Source organism: Cryobacterium sp. N19 (genome assembly GCF_002929595.1).
Classification (GTDB): domain Bacteria; phylum Actinomycetota; class Actinomycetes; order Actinomycetales; family Microbacteriaceae; genus Cryobacterium; species Cryobacterium flavum.
In genome coordinates this window covers 353,611-372,140 of the sequence record NZ_PJJR01000050.1, presented here as the reverse complement: position 1 = coordinate 372,140, position 18,530 = coordinate 353,611, and the positions used below count along the sequence as shown (strand labels likewise).

The window sequence follows — 18,530 nt, the reverse complement described above, 5'->3', positions numbered from 1 at the left end:
GGAGAACTACCAATGAGCGTTGACGGCGCGATCGACACTGTTGAACTGGTGCCAGCCCCGAGCAATAGCATCGTGGTCGGACACGATGGCTCAGACTGTGCCGATTACGCACTAGCCATGGCCCTTGAATTCGCCGACCAGTTGCACGTTCCCGTCGTTGTTGTGCGGGCGTGGTCCATCGCGACAGCTCCGCGGCCATCAAGTTGGGAGTTCGGATATGTCTCTTCGTTCGAGGAGTACCTCTCAGCGGTCCACGATGAACTGGTGCGGGACGCGCGGACCAGCGTCGAGAATCATCTCGCGGTCGTGGTGAGTTACCGGGCGGTTCATGCCAGCCCTGCGAAGAGCCTCATTGCCGTCTCACGAGACGCTCGTATTCTCGTTGTTGGATCTCGCGGTCGTGGCGGCCTCACGGGGATGCTGCTCGGTTCCGTGAGTGAGCAGTGCGTGCGGCACGCGACATGCCCCGTCCTGGTCGTGCGGCAGCGGGGACGCAAGGTGGAACACGAGTGAACGTGACCGACACCAGATTTTAATCAAGCCCATCTCCAGCAGAAAAAGAGCGAGAATTCCCTTGAATAGATCCACGAACAGCGCTTCGATGGACGACAACCCGTCCGGGCCAGCTACCCCGCCGATGAGGAGTCCGGCCAGGAGCAGCACGATGCCTTTCCTCAGAAACACTTCATGGGCGATCGACTTCCACCGCGTCTTGCGCGAGATGCCTCGCGCAAGAACAATTCCCACCAGAATTGCGGGCACTTCCAACATGTCCAGAAGCAGCGGCATGTGTTCTTCGAACGAGATCTGCTGGCTGCCGAGGTAGGCGACGGCCACGGCGTAGGTGCCCACGCTCACGGATCCGTAATGGGCGGCGATAGAGGCCGCATCCGCTCGCTTGAACCGGCCCAGATAGCGCAGCACGGGGAACGCGAGCAGGGTGAGGCCAAAACCCATGGTCACCACGGCCAGCATCTGCGGCAACAGGTTGGCGAAGGGCTGCTTAGCGAGTTCCACGCCGCCTTTGAGGCCAATGGCCAGCAACAGCACGATGCTCACAAACTCGTACATCGCCGCCGGAAGACGCAACTCTGAACGCAGAAGACCGGCCACTGCTCCGAGCAGAAAGAAAAGAATGATGGGATCGATCACATTGTGGCTCTCTGATTTACTCTGCTCGAAGTTCGAAGAAGCGGCGCGACTCCATGGTGACCAACCCCGTCAATGCACGCTGAGCAAAACGTGCTAACACTAGCGTGTATTGCGGAGCGTGTGTCGTCTATGATCAGACGATGGCCGCCTGGACCTTTCTTACTAATCACGCACACGTGCTGCTCTGCGTTTCTCAAGACCCCGGGATGCGATTGCGCGATATCGCAGTAGAAGTGGGAATCACCGAACGCGCCGCCCAACGCATCATCGCCGAACTCGTCGCAGATGGCTATCTCACGCGTCACCGCGACGGACGGCGCAACAGCTATCAGCTCTACCCCGAGCTTCCTCTTCGGCATCCCCTAGAACGACACCACAAAATTGGTGAGCTTCTTGGAGCGCTTGGATTGGATCCATAGATCGTGAGTAGCCACCGCGGTCGACCCTGCCAGTCGCCGTTGCCCGCATCGCTGCACTCGTGAGTTCACCGACCGAAGCTACGCCGACCCACTAATTTGCGATAACTCAAATGGTGACGCTGCTCACACCGCGACACGCTGGTCGCGCAGATGATGTGCGGCGGGCAGACGGGCCACGAGAGCGCCATGGGGCTTAGGCTTGACGCATGCCCCTCACTCCTGACGGGTCGACGCAGCTGTCGTCGACCCGTATTCGTCTTGCCCTGTTAGCCCTGGCCCTGGGCGGATTCGGCATCGGCGCGACCGAATTCGTCGCCATGGGTCTGCTGCCAAACCTCGCCGCCGACCTGCTGCCCGGCCTGTACGCCAACGCACCGGATGCCGCCAACGCGCAGGCCGGCTGGCTCATCTCGGCCTACGCCCTCGGAGTCGTCGTCGGTGCGCCCACGATCGCTGCGGCCGCCGCGCGCTGGCCGCGCAAGCAGTTGCTGCTCGCGCTGCTCACCGCATTCACCCTCGGAACCATCGCCTCGGCTCTACTGCCGACCTTTGAGACCGTACTCGCGGCACGCTTTGTGGCCGGACTGCCGCACGGCGCCTACTTTGGCATCGCCTCGCTCGTCGCCGCCCACCTGATGGGCCCGGGCAAGCGGGCCCGCGGCATCGCGATCGTGCTCAGCGGCCTCACCATCTCCAACGTGATCGGGGTGCCGACCATCACCTGGATCGGCCAGATGAGCGGATGGCGCGTCGCCTACCTCGTCGTCGCCGCCATTTTCGCGCTCACCTTCGCGGCCGTCGCCGTGTTCGTACCGTTCCAGAACGGCAACCCGAAAGCCACCATGCGGGCCGAACTTCAGGCGTTTGGCAAACTGCAGGTGTGGATCACCCTGTCGATCGGTGCGATCGGCTTCGGCGGGCTGTTCGCCGTGTACACCTACGTCGCCCCGCTGGTGACCCTGATCACCGGGCTGAAAGCCGCGGCGGTGCCGCTCATTCTGGTGGTCGTCGGTCTCGGCATGACGGTCGGCAACTTCGCCGGGGGAGCGCTGGCCGATTGGAGCGTGCGCCGCACCATGTACATCTCGTTCGGCGTGCTCATCATCGCGCTCGTCACGCTCGGCCTGTCGGCGCAGGTCCTGGCCGGGCTGCTGGTGGGCATGTTCCTGGTGGGGGCGGCAGCATCCGCTTTGTCACCGACCATTCAGGCCCGGCTGATGGACGTCGCGCACGAGAGCCAGTCGCTCGCCGCGGCGCTCAACCACTCCTCGCTCAACGTAGGCAACGCGCTCGGCGCGGCCCTCGGCGGTGTGGCCATCGCGGCGGGGCTCGGCTATCTCGCCCCGGTGTGGATCGGCGTGGGGCTGAGCGGGCTCGGCGTGCTGCTGACCCTGCTCACCTTCAGCATCGACCGTCGGCGTCGTCGGCGCGGCCACCATGTGCCCTACGGGACGCAGCTGATCCCGGTCGTGCGCGAGCACTGACGCCGTCTGACCGTGCCCGCCTTAAACGACACTGACCGGCCCTCATCGAGAAGGCCGGTCAAGTTCAGACGAACAATCAGTCGGTCTGCAGCAGGATGCCGTCGTGGATGGCACGCTTGCGCAGCGCGACCTTGGTTCCCACGTCGTATCCGGCGAGGCGGTACTTTTCGCGAATGCGTTTGAGGTAGCTCTTGGCGGTCTCCTCGGAGATGCCGAGCTGGTAGGCGACGGCCTTGACCGGCTCGCCGGCACCGTAGAGCGCCATGACCCGGCGTTCCTGGGCGCTGAGGCGGGGACCTTCGACGTTCTCGGTGGAGTTGAGCGCGTAGTCGAGCTCGGCCGAGATGTACGACTTGCCATTGTAGGCGGCGCGAATGGCGTCGACGATCATGCTGGCTTCCTCGCTCTTCACGAGGTAGCCGAGCGCGCCTGCCGCGAGGGCTTCGCGCACCAGTGCCGGTTCGGAATAGGTGCTCATGAGTACCGTCTTCACACCGGTCGTCTTGAGTGTGGAGATCTTCAGCGACACCGGAATGTTGTCCTTGAGATCGAGGTCGAGCAGCACGACATCCACCGGAAACTCGGGATGCGTCAGCAGCTCGGGCCAGGTGGTCACCGCCGCTACCATCTCGATGTCATCAGCGGCGCTGCGGATCCACTCGGTGAGGGCACCCAGGAGCATCCTGTGGTCATCGACCAGGGCTAAACGGATGGGACGGTCTGTTGTCGTCATTTTCTGCCTCCTACTGGTTGCACCCTATCGCCTAAATCCCCAATACTAGGCATCCGCTGGATTGTCGACACTGCACTCGATGTCTACCCGCAGGCTCCCGGCCCGATTTGAGTCCACATGCGGGCCAACCGCACGAATCGCCTGCCAGGTTTCGGGATCGACACGCCGCCGGGCGACCCCCGTTGTAGTCAATTCGATGGGGAAACGCACCTTGCGGTGCGGACCCGCCCCATGTGTGGGGGCAATCGGTCCAAGGCGCAGCGAAACGGATGTCCCCGACCTGGCCGTATCCCCGATCAGCAGCCAAATTGTCAGCAGCAGCCCATCGCGTTGCGGCGGGGAGAGCAGTCCGGCCAGACCGGCCGGATCGCTGAGCGCGACGACCGGACCGAGAAATTCGCTCTCGGTGATGGCGTGGTGCAGCCAGGTTTCGGTGCGCCCCTCGATCAGGTGCAAGCGCAGTTGGGTAGCCAGGGAGGCCGCCGTGGTCGCCGTCGACGGCGTCAGTGGCAGTGCGGTGCGGCCCTGGGCAACATCGTCGAGCAGGGTCTCGGCGTCGAGGTCGAGCCGGGCCAGCTGCTCGGAGGCGAGCATCCCGACCGCGAATCGTGGCTGGGAGACCGTGCTCTGCACCAGAACGAGGTCGAGTTCGCGCTGCACCATGCGCCGGAACGCCTGCACGATGCTCGCACCGACCAGCGGTGGTGCGACAGCGAGGGCAATGGAGAGGATGTCGGGGCCGAGGGTGAGCAGGTCGGCGCGCGTTTCGAACAGTGTCGCCGCGCTCATCGCCAGACCGAGGGCCACGGTGGCCATGGTGATTTCGCCGGTCTCGCGTAGGGTCACGATCGACAGTAGAAAAGCGCCGACGGCGGGTGCCGCGGTCGAAAAGTTTCCCGCGCCGGTCGCGCCCGAGGATCCGGCCAGATCGAGCGCCACCACGACCGCACAGGCGCCCAGGGCCGCCAGGAACAACCAGAGCGGCAGGAGGGAGGCCAGTTTGTGTACCGCGAGGTGAACGGCCACCGCGGTGGCCAGCAGAATGACCCAGGCCAGAATGCTCAGCACCGGAATGTGCGCCGGGTCCCACTCAATGATCAGGCGCGCGAGCAGGAACACCGCGATGAAGGCCCCGCTGATGCTCATGCCGATACCGAGGTGACGGGCACCCAAACCGTTCTGGTCCGACCGAAAGACGGTGATGCGGCCGTCACCGCGCAGAATCGTGCGGGGAAACCGCAGCGGCAACAGGTCGGCGCGGGTGCGATGCGCGGCGGATGCCGGTGGCCAGCTGCGTTCGGATGATCCGCCGAGCAGACGCGAACCCACACCGCGGGCCCGCGGGTGGGTGGCGATGGGCGCGGTGTCGCTAAACTGGCTCACTTGGGAACCTCCAGCACAACCGTGGTTCCGGCGCCGGGCGAGGAGAACAGGCGGGCGTTGCCGCCGACATCCCGAAGCCGGGCAATCACCGATTCGGCCACACCGAGGCGCTCCGTTCCCACCTGGCCGAGGTCGAAGCCGACCCCGGTATCGGTGACCATCGCGCGAACAGTGCGGGCGTCATCTGTTATGGTCACGTCGGCGTGGTCGACACCGGAGTGACGGCGCACGTTTTCGAGGCATTCGGACAGGGCCAGCAGAAAGGAATCGAGTACGTTGCTGGATAGCTGCACCTGCCCGCTGCCGTGCCAGTTGACGGTGAGGCCCATGCGTTCAAAGCGTTGGCGCACGGCGTCGAGGGTATCGCCGAGGGAGAGCACCGACGCCGGTTCCAGGCTGTAGACCCCGGAGCGACGGGGCGTCGGCAGGCCGCCGAGGCGCAGCTGGCGTAGGAGTCGTGCGTCATCACCGGCCTGCTTCTGCAGGGCGATCGGGCTCACCCCCACGCCGGAGTGGGCCAGCAGGGTGAGGGTGGCGAGCACCGTGTCGTGCAGCAGACGGGCGTCCTGACGGCGTTGCGCTTCCAGCTCGCTCGCGTACCGCTCGGCCCGGTGGGCGCGGCCGATCGCGGCGATGCGGTGCATCACCCGGGGCACGCTCTGCGCGATCCACCAGGCAGCGAGCGTGAACGCCAGCCACATGCTCACGGTCAGCGCCAGCAGCACCGTGCGGTCGGGCGCATCGACGGTCACGACGGCCACACTCGCGATGGTGACTGCGAAACTCGCCACGAGCAGCAGTATCCGGCGGGGGCTGGTCAGCAGCACGGCCGCGACCGCGCACATCGGCGCGGTGGAAACCATGCCGATGACGCTCTCCTCGATCAGGTTCAGGGGAACACCCGGATGGCTGGCGAAGCCCACGATGAATATGATCGCTTCTCCGCTGAGCACGGTCAGAACGGCCCAGCGCAGCGCCCCGGTGCTGCCGAGCAAGTATTGTCCAACGGCCAGAAACAGCACGAGCACGAGACACCAGAGGCGTGCGTCGGCCTCCAGCCCGCCCGGCACCAGCAGGCAGGCCAGCGTCGTGGCCGTACCCACGAGCCCGGCTGCCTGCACCGCTCTGCGCAGGAGGCGGTCGCGCTCCTTGAGGATGCGTTGCATGGGGGCCTGTCCGGTTTGGAAATGAACGTGTTCTATCAGCACCATACCGGGCGACACGCGCGCGGGTTCGCCCTAGTGCAGCACCCGTCGAATCTGGGCGCCGATTGCCTCGTTCTCAATGAGGAAACCATCGTGACCATAGCCGGATTCCAGCACGACCGCGGTGGGTCCATCAATATTGTTGGTCAGATGCGCGGCGATGGTGCGCTGGCCATCCACCGGAAAGAGACGGTCGCTGTCGATTCCGACGACGACCGAGCGGGCGCTGATCCGGCCCAGGGCGGTCGCGACGCCGCCGCGACCGCGACCGACATCGTGGGAGTTCATGGCTTCGACCAGCACGATGTAGCTGTTGGCGTCGAAGCGTCGGGTGAATTTGTTGCCGTGAAAGTCGAGGTACGACTCAACGGCGAAGCGGCCGTTGGCGCCGAGCGGACTGATGCCGCTCTGCCAGCCCCGGTCGAAGCGGGCGTTCAGCTCGGCCGGGCTTCGGTAGTTGAGCAGGGCCATTCTGCGGGCCAGGGCCAGCCCGCGGGTCGGGCCGTCGCCATCCGCTTCGTCGTAGTAGTCGCCGGCTCGAAAGGCCGGGTCGGTGCGGATGGCCTCGATCTGCACCGAGTTGAGGGCGATCTGGTCGGCGGTCGTGACGGGCGGCGCCGCCAGAATGATCAGGCGTTCGACCCGGGCGGGGGTCTCGATCGCCCATTCGAGGGCGTGCATGCCGCCCATGGAACCGCCGATGACGGCCGCCCAGCGTTCGATGCCGAGCCGGTCGCTGAACACGCGCTGGGCGCTGACCTGATCGCGAATGGTGAGATAGGGAAAGCGGATGCCCCACTCCAGCGCGTCGGGTGCGAGCGAGGCCGGCCCGGTGCTGCCCTGGCAGCCGCCGAGCATGTTCGGCGCCACGACGAACCACCGGTCGGTGTCGATGGCCAGTCCGGGGCCGACGATACCGTCCCACCAGCCGCCGGTCTCCTGGCCGGGTCCGGGAGCGCCGACCACGTGGCTGTCACCGGTGAGGGCGTGCAGCACGAGTACGGCGTTGTCGGCGGCCGGGTTCAGGGTTCCCCAGGTTTCGTAAGCGAGGCGGGCTGCCGGAAGGCTGCCGCCGGCCTCGAAGCTGAGCGGGCCGAGGTTTTGAAACTGGCGGTGGCCCACTGGGTCGCCGTCACGCCAGGCTCCGGTCGCCGGAGGCTTGCCGAGTACCGAGCGCGCCTGGGCTTCGGTAATGAAGCTCGACGGGACCGTGTCTGCTGACGATTGCCATTCCATACAGGTCCATTCTGTCGGTCGAATGAACCGCCCGGGCGCATGTTACGTCGTACGCCCGGGCTGGGCCGATTTGGTTTAGGCGTCGGCGCGGTCGCGCTTGACGACGGCGCGGGCGGCGGCCAGACCGGCCTCGAGGTCGGCCTTGAGGTCGACGACGTTCTCGATACCCACCGAGAGGCGCACCAGGCCGGGGGTGACGCCGGCGGTGAGCTGCTGCTCCGGGGTGAGCTGGGCGTGCGTGGTCGACGCCGGGTGGATCACCAGGGAGCGTACATCACCGATGTTGGCGAGGTGGCTGAACAGGCTCAGGTTGTCGACCAGGGCGCGGCCGGCCGAGACACCGCCCTTGAGTTCGAACGAGAGCACAGCACCGACGCCGAGCGGGGCGTACTTGTTGGCGTTGGCATACCAGGGGCTCGACGGCAGTCCGGCGTAGTTCACCGAGGCGATGTCGTCGTGGTTGTCGAGCCACTCGGCGATGTCCTGCGCGTTCTGCACGTGGCGTTCGATGCGCAGGCTGAGGGTCTCAATGCCCTGGATGAGCTGCCAGGCGCTCGCCGGGGCGATAGCGCTGCCGAGGTCGCGCAGCAGCTGCACACGCGCCTTGATGACGTAGGCGATGCCGTCGCCGACCGCGGTGGTGTAGCTGGCGCCGTGGTACGACGGGTCGGGTTCGGTCAGGCCTGGGAACTTCTCGACGTTCTTCGACCACTCGAACTTGCCGCCGTCGACCAGCACGCCGCCGATGATGGTGCCGTGGCCGCCGAGAAACTTCGTGGCCGAGTGCACGATGATGTCGGCGCCGTGCTCGAACGGGCGAATCAGATACGGGGTGGCGATAGTGTTATCGACGATCAGCGGAATACCGGCGGCGTGGGCGACATCCGCTACCAGGGAAATGTCAAGAACGTTGATGCGCGGGTTGCCGATGGTCTCGGCGAAGAACAGCTTGGTGTTCGGGCGCACCGCGCGCTGCCATTCGGCCGCGTCATCCTGGTCTTCGACGAAGGTGACCTCGATGCCGAGCTTGGCCAGGGTGTACTTGAACAGGTTGTAGGTTCCGCCGTAGATCGAGCTCGACGACACGATGTGGTCACCGGCCTGCGCAATGTTCAACACCGCAAAAGTGGATGCCGACTGGCCGGAAGACAGCAGCAGCGCCGCGGTACCGCCCTCGAGCGCCGCGACGCGCTCCTCGACGACGGCCTGCGTGGGGTTCTGGATGCGAGTGTAGATGTTGCCGAACTCGGCCAGCGCGAACAGATTCTGCGCGTGCTCCGCACTGTTGAACACGTACGACGTGGTCTGGTAGATCGGGGTGGCTCGCGCGTTCGTAACCGGGTCGGGACGCGCGCCTGAATGAACCTGCTTGGTCTCAAACTTCCACGATGAAGAATTGTCGGTCACGATAGCCTCCGCGTCATTCAGCGCGGACTCTCCAGCGCTCTGGCCCCGAGCCTAAAGATGCCCGAATGGCCGTGCAAGAGCCGGCGAAACACAACGTCATGTTGTGCGAGCGCTTACGTGCGATCCTCATGCGGCAACACGATCGTGCCGGTCGGCGTCGTCGCCGTCTCCCGGAACAGCCACCGGACTTTCGGCTGGACCAGGGGCTGAACCAGCCGTCGAACGACGGGCAGCGACAGCACGATGGAGGTAATCACGCTCAGCACGATCATGCCCGGCAATACCCACGCGGGCTGTGGACCGTCGAGCACACCCGTCTCCCGTAGCGGGTAGAGCACGAAGGTGTGCAGCAGGTAGATGTACATTGTCGCCGCGCCCAGCTCGGTGAACCAGGTCGTGCGCCGCGGAATCAGCATGAGGAATGCCACGATGAGCGCAAACGCGAGCAGCATGACGGCCAAACGGATGCCGCCGGCCCACCACGCGGAATAGTCAAACGTCGCGTACCCCTCGTCATAGAGCAGGAATCGGCGCACCTGCAGGGTGCGGAGGGCGTCGATATTGAACGCGATCACCAGGTAGAGCAGGGCGAACAGCCCGATCGCGCCGGCCCGCCAGCGCCAGACCAGGCCGTTGCGGAGCTCGAGCCAGGTGTCGGTCAGCAGTCGCTGGCGCAGTTTCCAGCCGAAAACAAAGAACGGCAGCAGCCCGAGGGTGCGGGACAGGGCGAACGTACCGTCTATATTCGGCAGGTAGCCGACCCCGATCGAGATAATAATGCTGATGATGAGGGGATAGCGCAGGAACACGAGGTACGGCAGGACAATCCGCCACATCACCAGGGCGAGCAGAAACCACAGCGTCCAGCTCGCTGTGGAGTAATCCAGCACGAATTTGCCGCCGAGGATCCAGCGCAGCACCGTCCAGATCGTCTCGAAGATGAGGTACGGAAAGACGATGTCGGTGAGCAGCCGGTGCATCTGCCGTGCGTTTGGCGGTCCCGACTTGGCGAAGTAGCCGCTCACGGCCACGAAAACCGGCACGTGGAAGGCGTAGATGAACAGATACAGCGTGTAGGCGACATCGGCTTCGCCGATGAGTTTGAGAATCGCGTGGCCGATCAGCACGAGGGTGACGGCCATCCAGCGCGCGTTGTCCCAGAGGGGTACGCGACGCTTCTGTGGTGGAGTGGTGGTGTCCAGTGCGCTCATTGACACCATTCTCCCGCCACAATGGAGAAATGAGTATTCGACGAGTGGTTGTGACCGGAGCAAGTTCAGGAATTGGAGCGGCGACGGCACGCCTGTTCCGGGAGCATGGTTGGAACGTGGTGGGGGTCGCGCGGCGGGCCGACCGTCTCAAAGCGCTGCAGGCCGAAACCGGAGCGGATGTCTTCACCGCCGACCTCACGGTGCAGGCGGATGTCGACGCCTTGCGCGACTACCTCGCCGCCAGCGGCCCGGTGCACGCCCTCGTCAACAATGCCGGCGGCGCCAAGGGTCTTGACTCGGTCGAGGCCGGAAGCATCGAAGACTGGGCCTGGATGTTCGAGATCAACGTGCTCGCCGTCAAGCGGGTCGCCACGGCCATTCTGCCGCTGCTGCGCGCCGGTATGGCCTCCGGGGCCGGATCGGCCGATATCGTGAACGTCACCTCGATTGCCGGGCACGTGGCTTACCTCGGCGGTGGCGGCTACAACGCGGCGAAGTTCGCCGCGCACGCCATGACCGAGGTGCTGCGCCTCGAACTGTCGGGGGAGCCGATTCGGGTGATCGAGATCGCGCCGGGCATGGTCAGAACGGATGAGTTCGGCCTGGTTCGCTTCGACGGCGACGCCGACAAGGCCTTCGCGGCCTACGAGAACGTTCCCGATCCGCTCTCGGCGGAGGACATCGCCGAGACGATCGTGTCGAGCGTTGAGCGCCCCGCGCACGTGAACCTCGACCTGATCGTGATCAAGCCGGTCGCCCAGGCATCGTCGACCCGCGTCGCCCGCGGCCCCCTAAAGGTGCGCGAGGACTAACCGGGGGCCGCGGGTTCCGGCGCGGCCCGGCTGCGCGGGACCAGCGCCAATTCGCGCCCGGAGCGAGAGAGAGTTCTGGCCTGGCCACAACTCCCGCGCGACGCGCCGCGCTGGACCTGAGCCAGTGCGCGGGAGTTCCGCCTCCCGCGGGGCACAGCAAACGGGCCGGACAGGATGTGCATCCTGGCCGGCCCGTTCGTTGCACTGCGGGGGTTAGTGCTCGACAGCCTTCTCGGCGCCATGCCCGGTGAGCGAACGCACCGACATCTCGGCGGCGAGCTTCGGGCTCTCCTTCACCGTGCTGGTGACCGATCCGAGCCAGCCCAGGAAGAATCCGAGCGGGATCGAGACGATGCCGGGGTTGCTCAGTGGGAAGATCGCGAAGTTCACGTCAGCACCGAACATGGAGGTCTCCGTACCGGAGAACACCGGCGAGAAGATGATCAGCAGCACGGCCGAGGCGAGTCCGCCGTACATGCTCCAGACCGCGCCCCGGGTGGTGAAGCCACGCCAGAACAGGGAGTAGAGGATGGTCGGCAGGTTGGCGCTCGCCGCGACGGCGAAGGCCAGGGCCACCAGGAAGGCAATGTTCTGCCCCTGCACGCCGATACCACCGGCGATGGCCAGGATGCCGATCACGATCACGGTGCGACGAGCGACCTTGACCTCGTCGTCGGGGTTTCCCTTGCCCTTCTTGATGACGGAGCCGTAGATGTCGTGCGCGAAGCTGGTTGCAGCCGTGATGGTGATGCCGGCCACAACGGCCAGGATCGTCGCGAACGCGATGGCCGAGATGAAGCCGAGCAGCAGCGGACCACCGAGAGCGAGCGCGAGCAGCGGGGCTGCCGAGTTCACTCCACCGGGAGCGGCGAGAACGGTGTCAGCACCAACGAGAGACGCGGCACCGAAGCCGAGCACCAGCGTGAAGATGTAGAACGCGCCGATGAGCCAGATGGCCCAGACCACCGAGCGACGAGCTTCCTTCGCGGTCGGAACCGTGTAAAAGCGCATGAGCACGTGCGGCAGGCCGGCGGTTCCAAGAACGAGGGCCAGAGCCAGGGAGATGAAGTCCAGCGGGTTGGCGCCGTACTTCAACCCCGGAGCCAGAATGTCGGCGCCCGAGGCGGAGATTGCGACGGCGCTGTCGAGCAGGTTCGACAGGCTGAAGCCGTTGATCGCCAGCACCCAGATGGTCATGGCGAACGCACCGATGATGAGCAGGAACGCCTTGACGATCTGCACCCAGGTGGTGCCCTTCATGCCGCCGACCAGTACGTAGACGATCATGAGCGCGCCGACGACGGTGACCACGATGGATTGGCCGAGCTTGTCGTTGATGCCGAGAAGCAGCGACACGAGTCCGCCGGCTCCCGCCATCTGGGCGAGCAGGTAGAAGAAGCAGACGGCCAGGGTAGTCGTCGCCGCTGCCACGCGCACGGGGCCCTGGTTCAACCGGAAGGAGAGCACGTCGGCCATGGTGAACTTGCCGGTGTTGCGCATGAGCTCCGCAACCAGCAGCAGGGCCACGAGCCAGGCGACGAGGAATCCGATCGAGTACATGAATCCGTCGTAGCCGCTGACGGCAATTGCGCCGACGATGCCCAGGAACGATGCCGCCGACAGGTAATCGCCGGCGATGGCGAACCCGTTCTGCGGTCCGGTGAACGAGCGGCCACCCGTGTAGTAATCAGCCGCCGTCTTGTTGTTGCGGCCGGAGCGGATGACGATGATCAGGGTCACCGCCACGAAGGCCAGGAAAATCGAGATGTTCAGGACCGGGTTGTTCTCAACCGGTTTGACCGCGGTGGCCAGTAAGTGCAGTGCGTTCATCGCTGTTCCATCCGCTCGAGTTCAAGGCGAAGTTCTTCGGTGCGGGGGTCGATCTTGCGGTTGGCGAAGGTCACGTACGTCATGGTGATGGCGAAGGTCGTGACGAACTGGCCGAGGCCGAGGAGCAGACCGATGTTGATGCTGCCGAAGACCGGCGTGGCCATGAAGTCGTGCAGGTAGGCCGCTGCGAGAACGTAGGCGATGTACCAGACGAAGAAGAAGATGGCCATTGGTACGACGAACTTGTTGCGGGTGCGCTTCAACTCGAGAAAACGGGGGGTCTTCTCAAACGCCTCGTAGTCGATACGGGACTTCGGTGGGGCGTCTTTCACTGCTTCACTCATGGGGCCTCCTTGCCTCAGGGACGGAAAATTTGGGTTTTGCGGAAAAAGTGTGGGTGCGCGGTGGGGGTGGGGAGTGGTCGTGACCGGGTTAGGAAACGGATGCTGACAACGCTCGTTTCAGATCGTCAAGAACGGTGGGGTCTTCGATGGTGGGGGGAACGGAATATTCTTCACCATCGACGATTTGCCGAATGGTTTTGCGAAGAATCTTGCCCGACCGCGTTTTGGGCAGTCGGTCGAGTATGGTGACGTCGCGAAACGCTGCGACCGGGCCGACATGCTCCCGGACGAGGGCGACGAGTTCTGCGGCGAGTACGTCGTGTTGCACCGTACTGCCGGCTTTGAGGGTAACGAATCCAGCGGCACGCTGACCCTTGAGCGGGTCGTGCACGCCGAGCACGGCGCACTCGGCGACGGCCGGGTGCAGCGTGAGAACCTCTTCGAGAGAGCCGGTCGACAGTCGGTGCCCGGCCACGTTGATGACGTCGTCGGTGCGGCCCATCACGAACAGGTAGCCGTCCGCGTCGAAATGACCGGAGTCACCGGTGGCGTAGTAACCCGGAAAAGCGGTGAGGTAGGAACTTTCGAATCGTTCCTCACTGCCCCAGACCCCGAGCAGGGTCCCGGGTGGCAGCGGAAGGCGGATGGCGATGTTGCCGTCCTTGCCGATCTTTTCGATCGGCTTGCCCTTGGAGTCCAGAATGGCGATGTCATACCCGGGAACCGGAACGGTGGCCGAACCCGGCTTCGTGGGCAACTCCTCGATGCCGAGCAGGTTGGCGCAGATCGGCCAGCCGGTTTCGGTCTGCCACCAGTGGTCGACCACCGGGCAGTGCAGCCCGTTATTGGCCCAGTGGAAGGTTTCGGGGTCGAGGCGCTCGCCGGCCAGGAACAGGCTGGTCAGGCTGGACACGTCGTGATTCTTCAGCTCGAGCAGGTCGGGATCGACGCGGCGGATGGCCCGAATGGCGGTCGGCGCGGTGAACAGCACCTTCACCTTGTGCTCGTCGACGACGCGCCAGAACGCACCGGCGTCGGGCGTTCCGATCGGTTTGCCCTCGTAGATGACCGTGGTCGCGCCCGCCAGTAGCGGTGCGTAGACGATGTAGGAGTGCCCGACCACCCAGCCGACATCGGACGCAGCCCAGTAGACGTCGCCGGGGCCTACGTTGTAGACATTGCGCATCGACCAGTTCAGGGCGACGGCGTGGCCGCCGTTGTCGCGGATGATGCCCTTGGGCTTGCCGGTCGTGCCGGAGGTATAGAGGATGTACAGCGGGTCGTCGGAGCGCAGGGCCACCGGGTCGGCCGGTGCCGCCGTGGCCTCTTCGTCGGCCCAGTCGAGCCAGACGGCATCCGCTTTCTGGTAGTCGGCGGCCGACCCGGGAATGCTGTCCCGGTTGCGTACGATCACCGTGTGCACCGAGCCCTGGCTGAGGGCGAGCGCTTTCTCGACCAGCGGCAGATATTCCACCCCGCGGCCGGGTTCCAGACCGCCGGATGCCGTGACGATGACACTCGGGCGGGCGTCATCAATGCGTACGGCCAGTTCGGTCGCGGCGAAACCTCCGAACACGACCGAGTGCACAGCCCCGATGCGCGCGCAGGCGAGCATGGCGACGACGGCCTCGGGGATCATCGGCAGGTAGATGATGACGCGGTCTCCGGTGCCGACGCCGTTGGCGCGGAGCACGCCGGCGAATCTGGCGACGCGGCCGAGCAGCTCGAGGTAGCTCAGCTGAACCCGGGTGCCGGTCATGGCGGAGTCGTAGATGAGTGCCGTGTGGGCGCCCCGGCCAGCCAGAACGTGCCGATCGAGGGCGTTGTAGCTCGTGTTGAGCATTCCCCCGGGAAACCACCTTCCGGTAGCTTTGCCGTTGACGGCGAGTGCACGTGTCGGCTGCGTGATCCAGTCGATACCCTCGGCGGCTTCAAGCCAGAAGTCCTCCGGCGACGAAATGCTGCGTCGCCAGGCCTCCCGGTAGCCCCCACCTGATTCGCCGTTCATGTCTACCTTCTCCATCGAAGTGCCTCTGTATACAAAGAGTGGTTGAAGTATTGCATATAACCCAGCTATGTGGAATAGGATCGCTATTGTGTATACAGAAACCGCAATGTTGGGGTTAGACGTACCGCTTCGAGCTAGCGAGCGGGCCTACCGTCAGCTGCGCGGGGAGATTCTCAACGGCCTCCTCGCCCCCGGCGCTGCCCTGCTCGAAGTAGAACAAGCCGAGCGCATCGGCGTCTCCCGCACCCCGCTGCGCGAAGCGGTCGCCCGGTTGATCGCCGACGGTCTCGTTGTCGGCCGTCGCGGCCGCGGTTTCGAAGTGACCGACATCTCCGTCGACAGCATCTCCGAACTGTACGAACTGCGCCAGGCGCTCGAGGTGCAGGCGATCCGCCTGGCCGCGACTCGGCGTGAACCCGCACCGTTCCTGAAGCTGCGCGACGCGTTTGTGACGGCGCCGGAGCTGCTGGACCAGGGCGATATCGGTGTGCACCGCTACTACGTGCTGATCGACGAACTCGAAGATGCCGTCGACGCGGCCGTTGAAAACCCCTTTCTCGTCGGCGCCCTGCGCGCCGTACGCACCCACTTGGCCCGTATCCGTCGGCTGGCCCGGAGAAATCCGATGCGGCTTCGTGCCGCAGCGTCCGAGCACCTGCTGATTATCGACGCCATCATCGCCGGCGACCCGTCGCTGGCAGCCCATGCCACCCATATTCATCTTCACCAAAGCCTCTTGAGCGTCCTCGCGACGATCGACGAGGACTCGGCAACTGGTGTCAATCCGGCTCTTGTCGATTAACGACTCCGGCCGACTAACGAAGGGATCCACCGTGCAACTGCACCACGTTCGAGTTCACAAGAGCGACGAGAATCTGGCCCGCGAGGACCAGCTGGCCTGGAAGATCGCCGAGGTCGCCGCCGACCCCGCTCTGGTCTCCGAGGAAGTGACCGAGATGGTCATCAACCGCGTCATCGACAACGCCTCCGTTGCCGCGGCCAGCCTGACCCGTCGTCCAGTGATCGCCGCTCGCTCGCAGGCACTCTCGCACCCGCGTTCCAACGGTGGCGACGGCGCGACCGTGTTCGGCCTCGCGCCGGCTCGCCGGGTGTCCCCCGAATGGGCAGCCTGGGCGAACGGCGTCGCCGTGCGTGAACTCGACTATCACGACACGTTCCTGGCCGCAGAGTACTCGCACCCGGGTGATAACATCCCCCCGATCACCGCCGTCGCCCAGCACCTCGCCGCCTCTCGCGGCCTGACCGGCGGCGACCTGATTCGCGGCATCGCCACCGGCTACGAGATTCAGATCGACCTGGTGAAGTCGATCAGCCTGCACGCCCACAAGATCGACCACGTTGCCCACCTCGGCCCGTCCGTGGCCGCCGGCATCGGCACCCTGCTCGGCCTCGACAAGGAGATCATCTTCCAGGCCGTCGGCCAGGCGCTGCACACCACGACCGCAACCCGCCAGTCACGGAAGGGCGAGATCTCCAGCTGGAAGGCGCACGCCCCGGCATTCGCCGGCAAGATGGCCGTCGAGGCCGTTGACCGGGCCCTGCGCGGCGAGACCAGCCCAACGCCCATCTACGAGGGCGAAGACGGCGTCATCGCCTGGCTTCTCGACGGACCGGAGGGCTCCTACGACGTATCGCTGCCCAAACCCGGAAGCATCAAGCGCGCGATCCTGGACAGCTATACCAAGGAGCACTCGGCCGAGTATCAGGCGCAGGCCTGGATCGATCTCGCTCGCAAGCTGCACAACGAGCACCCCGAGCTGCTCGTGGCCGGTGCGATCAAGAGCGTCGTGATCCACACCAGCCACCACACTCACTTCGTGATCGGCTCCGGCGCCAACGACCCGCAGAAGTATGACCCCACCGCCAGCCGCGAAACCCTCGACCACTCCATTCCGTACATCTTCACGGTGGCGCTGCAGGACGGCACCTGGAACCACGTCGATTCCTACAGCCCCGAGCGCGCGGGTCGACCCGACACCATCGCCCTCTGGAACACCGTCACCACGACCGAAGATGCGGAGTGGACGCGTCGCTACCACTCCCTCGACCCGGCCGAGAAGGCCTTCGGCGGGCGCGTGGAGATCGAACTGGCCAATGGAACCCGCCTGGTCGACGAGATCGCCGTCGCCGACGCGCATCCACTTGGCGCTCGCCCGTTTGCCCGCGCGGAGTACATCAACAAGTTCCGCACCCTGGCCGCGCCGGTGATGGAGGTGTCCGAGATCGAACGCTTCCTCGCGCTGGCCCAGCGCCTGCCCGAGCTTGGTGCTGCCGACCTCGGGGGCCTGACCATCGTGGCCAAGCCCGGACTGCTCTCCGGGGTCGCCACGCCGAACGGAATCTTCTAATGCTGTACGCCGGCACGACCGCCGCCGACAAGCGGATTGCCCTGCGCCAGGGCCTAAAAAGCGGCAAGATTTTGCGCTACCCCGGCGCGTTCAACCCCCTGTCTGCCAAGCTCATTCAGCAGAAGGGGTTCGAGGGCGTCTACATTTCGGGCGCCGTGCTCTCGGCTGACCTCGGCCTACCCGACATCGGCCTGACCACCCTCACCGAGGTGGCCAGCCGGTCGCAGCAGATCGCCCGCATGACCGATCTGCCGGCGATCGTCGACGCCGACACCGGGTTCGGCGAACCGATGAACGTGGCCCGTACCATCCAGACCCTCGAAGACGCCGGCCTGGCCGGCATGCACATCGAGGACCAGATCAACCCGAAACGCTGCGGTCACCTCGACGGCAAGCAGGTCGTGGATGCCGACACCGCGATCAAACGCATCCGCGCAGCGGTCGACGCGCGGCGGGACCCGAACTTTCTCGTGATGGCGCGCACGGACATCCGTGCCGTCGACGGGCTGGACGCGGCCGTCACGCGCGCCAAACAGCTGCAGGATGCCGGGGCCGACGCGATCTTTCCCGAAGCGATGGGCAGCCTGGCCGAGTTTGAAACGATTCGCGCTGCGGTGTCGGTGCCGATCCTCGCGAACATGACCGAGTTCGGCAAGGGCGAGCTGTACACCGTGCAGCAGCTCGAAAACGTGGGCATGAACCTGGTGATCTTTCCGGTGTCGCTGCTGCGCCTGGCCATGGGGTCGGCCGCCCGCGGACTCGACGCGATCGAAGAGACCGGCTCGCTCACCACGATGCTGCCGGAAATGCAGCACCGCGCGGAGCTGTACGAGTTGCTCGATTATGCGTCGTACAGTCAGTTCGATTCGGGTATCTTCGATTTCACGTTGAACCCGCACATTTCGACGCCCAGTTCGACGCAGGCCTAAAGGAGCAC

The 18,530-nt window shown here is 65.2% G+C and carries 16 protein-coding genes and 1 pseudogene; 7 read left to right on the top strand and 10 right to left on the bottom strand.

All coding sequences use genetic code 11. The features are described 5' to 3' along the window. Positions 1-12: 12 nt before the first annotated feature. Positions 13-423, top strand: a pseudogene (locus tag CXY78_RS21690) (universal stress protein); the annotation flags it as partial. On the opposite strand, the gene CXY78_RS11410 reads toward CXY78_RS21690, so the two are convergent. Beyond that, positions 361-1,152 carry a sodium-dependent bicarbonate transport family permease gene (locus CXY78_RS11410; protein WP_233206163.1) on the bottom strand — a complete coding sequence of 264 codons (792 nt, stop codon included), beginning with the start codon at positions 1,150-1,152 and terminating at the stop codon, positions 361-363. The pseudogene CXY78_RS21690 and the gene CXY78_RS11410 overlap by 63 nt on opposite strands. Positions 1,153-1,292: 140 nt before the next feature. Between CXY78_RS11410 and CXY78_RS11405 the strand changes: the two genes are divergently transcribed. Next, complete coding sequence (locus tag CXY78_RS11405) at positions 1,293-1,571, top strand: helix-turn-helix domain-containing protein (protein WP_092340567.1); 279 nt, start codon at positions 1,293-1,295, stop codon at positions 1,569-1,571. Between the two features lie 206 nt (positions 1,572-1,777). After that, positions 1,778-3,055 (top strand): MFS transporter, encoded by a 1,278-nt coding sequence (locus CXY78_RS11400; RefSeq protein ID WP_092340568.1) that lies wholly within the window; start codon positions 1,778-1,780, stop codon positions 3,053-3,055. Positions 3,056-3,131: 76 nt separating this feature from the next. Here the strand turns inward: CXY78_RS11400 and CXY78_RS11395 are convergent, their stop codons facing one another. The 6 genes from CXY78_RS11395 to CXY78_RS11370 all read right to left on the bottom strand — a co-directional run bounded on the left by CXY78_RS11395 (position 3,132) and on the right by CXY78_RS11370 (position 10,230). After that, positions 3,132-3,788, bottom strand: a complete 657-nt coding sequence (locus CXY78_RS11395; RefSeq protein WP_092111590.1) for a response regulator transcription factor — start codon at positions 3,786-3,788, stop codon at positions 3,132-3,134. Positions 3,789-3,833: 45 nt separating this feature from the next. Continuing rightward, complete coding sequence (locus tag CXY78_RS11390; protein ID WP_092340569.1) at positions 3,834-5,171, bottom strand: hypothetical protein; 1,338 nt, start codon at positions 5,169-5,171, stop codon at positions 3,834-3,836. Continuing rightward, on the bottom strand, positions 5,168-6,337 hold the full coding sequence (locus tag CXY78_RS11385) for a sensor histidine kinase (protein WP_092340570.1): 1,170 nt from the start codon (positions 6,335-6,337) through the stop codon (positions 5,168-5,170). The genes CXY78_RS11390 and CXY78_RS11385 overlap by 4 nt, the downstream gene beginning before the upstream one ends. A gap of 72 nt (positions 6,338-6,409) precedes the next feature. After that, positions 6,410-7,612, bottom strand: coding sequence for a homoserine O-acetyltransferase (locus CXY78_RS11380; protein WP_092340571.1), 1,203 nt, complete (start codon positions 7,610-7,612; stop codon positions 6,410-6,412). A 75-nt stretch (positions 7,613-7,687) separates the two neighbouring features. Next, on the bottom strand, positions 7,688-9,019 hold the full coding sequence (locus tag CXY78_RS11375; RefSeq protein ID WP_092340572.1) for a bifunctional o-acetylhomoserine/o-acetylserine sulfhydrylase: 1,332 nt from the start codon (positions 9,017-9,019) through the stop codon (positions 7,688-7,690). Between the two features lie 113 nt (positions 9,020-9,132). Next, positions 9,133-10,230 carry an acyltransferase family protein gene (locus CXY78_RS11370; protein ID WP_233206162.1) on the bottom strand — a complete coding sequence of 366 codons (1,098 nt, stop codon included), beginning with the start codon at positions 10,228-10,230 and terminating at the stop codon, positions 9,133-9,135. Positions 10,231-10,259: 29 nt separating this feature from the next. On the opposite strand from CXY78_RS11370, the gene CXY78_RS11365 reads away from it, so the two are divergent. Next, positions 10,260-11,042, top strand: a complete 783-nt coding sequence (locus CXY78_RS11365) for an SDR family NAD(P)-dependent oxidoreductase (protein ID WP_199182615.1) — start codon at positions 10,260-10,262, stop codon at positions 11,040-11,042. A 213-nt stretch (positions 11,043-11,255) separates the two neighbouring features. Here the strand turns inward: CXY78_RS11365 and CXY78_RS11360 are convergent, their stop codons facing one another. The 3 genes from CXY78_RS11360 to CXY78_RS11350 all read right to left on the bottom strand — a co-directional run bounded on the left by CXY78_RS11360 (position 11,256) and on the right by CXY78_RS11350 (position 15,224). Beyond that, entirely contained in the window at positions 11,256-12,872 is a 1,617-nt protein-coding gene (locus CXY78_RS11360; RefSeq protein WP_092340575.1) for a cation acetate symporter, read from the bottom strand. Next, positions 12,869-13,216 (bottom strand): DUF485 domain-containing protein, encoded by a 348-nt coding sequence (locus CXY78_RS11355; RefSeq protein ID WP_092340576.1) that lies wholly within the window; start codon positions 13,214-13,216, stop codon positions 12,869-12,871. The genes CXY78_RS11360 and CXY78_RS11355 overlap by 4 nt, the downstream gene beginning before the upstream one ends. 88 nt (positions 13,217-13,304) lie before the next feature. Next, complete coding sequence (locus CXY78_RS11350) at positions 13,305-15,224, bottom strand: AMP-binding protein (RefSeq protein WP_104089398.1); 1,920 nt, start codon at positions 15,222-15,224, stop codon at positions 13,305-13,307. Between the two features lie 106 nt (positions 15,225-15,330). Between CXY78_RS11350 and CXY78_RS11345 the strand changes: the two genes are divergently transcribed. The 3 genes from CXY78_RS11345 to prpB are packed head-to-tail and all read left to right on the top strand — an operon-like array spanning position 15,331 to position 18,522. After that, entirely contained in the window at positions 15,331-16,026 is a 696-nt protein-coding gene (locus CXY78_RS11345; protein WP_092340577.1) for a GntR family transcriptional regulator, read from the top strand. Between the two features lie 31 nt (positions 16,027-16,057). After that, positions 16,058-17,593: an MmgE/PrpD family protein gene (locus tag CXY78_RS11340; protein WP_104089397.1), complete on the top strand. Its 1,536-nt coding sequence runs from the start codon at positions 16,058-16,060 to the stop codon at positions 17,591-17,593. Further along, positions 17,593-18,522 carry a methylisocitrate lyase gene (prpB, locus tag CXY78_RS11335; protein WP_104089396.1) on the top strand — a complete coding sequence of 310 codons (930 nt, stop codon included), beginning with the start codon at positions 17,593-17,595 and terminating at the stop codon, positions 18,520-18,522. The genes CXY78_RS11340 and prpB overlap by 1 nt, the downstream gene beginning before the upstream one ends. Positions 18,523-18,530 lie beyond the last annotated feature (8 nt).

Coding starts and splice junctions, on each gene's coding strand:
- CXY78_RS11385 (WP_092340570.1), bottom strand. CDS start 6,337: ATGCAACGCATCCTCAAGGAGCGCGACCGCCTCCTGCGCAGAGCGGTG.
- CXY78_RS11365 (WP_199182615.1), top strand. CDS start 10,260: ATGAGTATTCGACGAGTGGTTGTGACCGGAGCAAGTTCAGGAATTGGA.
- CXY78_RS11405 (WP_092340567.1), top strand. CDS start 1,293: ATGGCCGCCTGGACCTTTCTTACTAATCACGCACACGTGCTGCTCTGC.
- CXY78_RS11400 (WP_092340568.1), top strand. CDS start 1,778: ATGCCCCTCACTCCTGACGGGTCGACGCAGCTGTCGTCGACCCGTATT.
- prpB (WP_104089396.1), top strand. CDS start 17,593: ATGCTGTACGCCGGCACGACCGCCGCCGACAAGCGGATTGCCCTGCGC.
- CXY78_RS11380 (WP_092340571.1), bottom strand. CDS start 7,612: ATGGAATGGCAATCGTCAGCAGACACGGTCCCGTCGAGCTTCATTACC.
- CXY78_RS11360 (WP_092340575.1), bottom strand. CDS start 12,872: ATGAACGCACTGCACTTACTGGCCACCGCGGTCAAACCGGTTGAGAAC.
- CXY78_RS11370 (WP_233206162.1), bottom strand. CDS start 10,230: ATGAGCGCACTGGACACCACCACTCCACCACAGAAGCGTCGCGTACCC.
- CXY78_RS11345 (WP_092340577.1), top strand. CDS start 15,331: ATGTTGGGGTTAGACGTACCGCTTCGAGCTAGCGAGCGGGCCTACCGT.
- CXY78_RS11350 (WP_104089398.1), bottom strand. CDS start 15,224: ATGAACGGCGAATCAGGTGGGGGCTACCGGGAGGCCTGGCGACGCAGC.
- CXY78_RS11355 (WP_092340576.1), bottom strand. CDS start 13,216: ATGAGTGAAGCAGTGAAAGACGCCCCACCGAAGTCCCGTATCGACTAC.
- CXY78_RS11395 (WP_092111590.1), bottom strand. CDS start 3,788: ATGACGACAACAGACCGTCCCATCCGTTTAGCCCTGGTCGATGACCAC.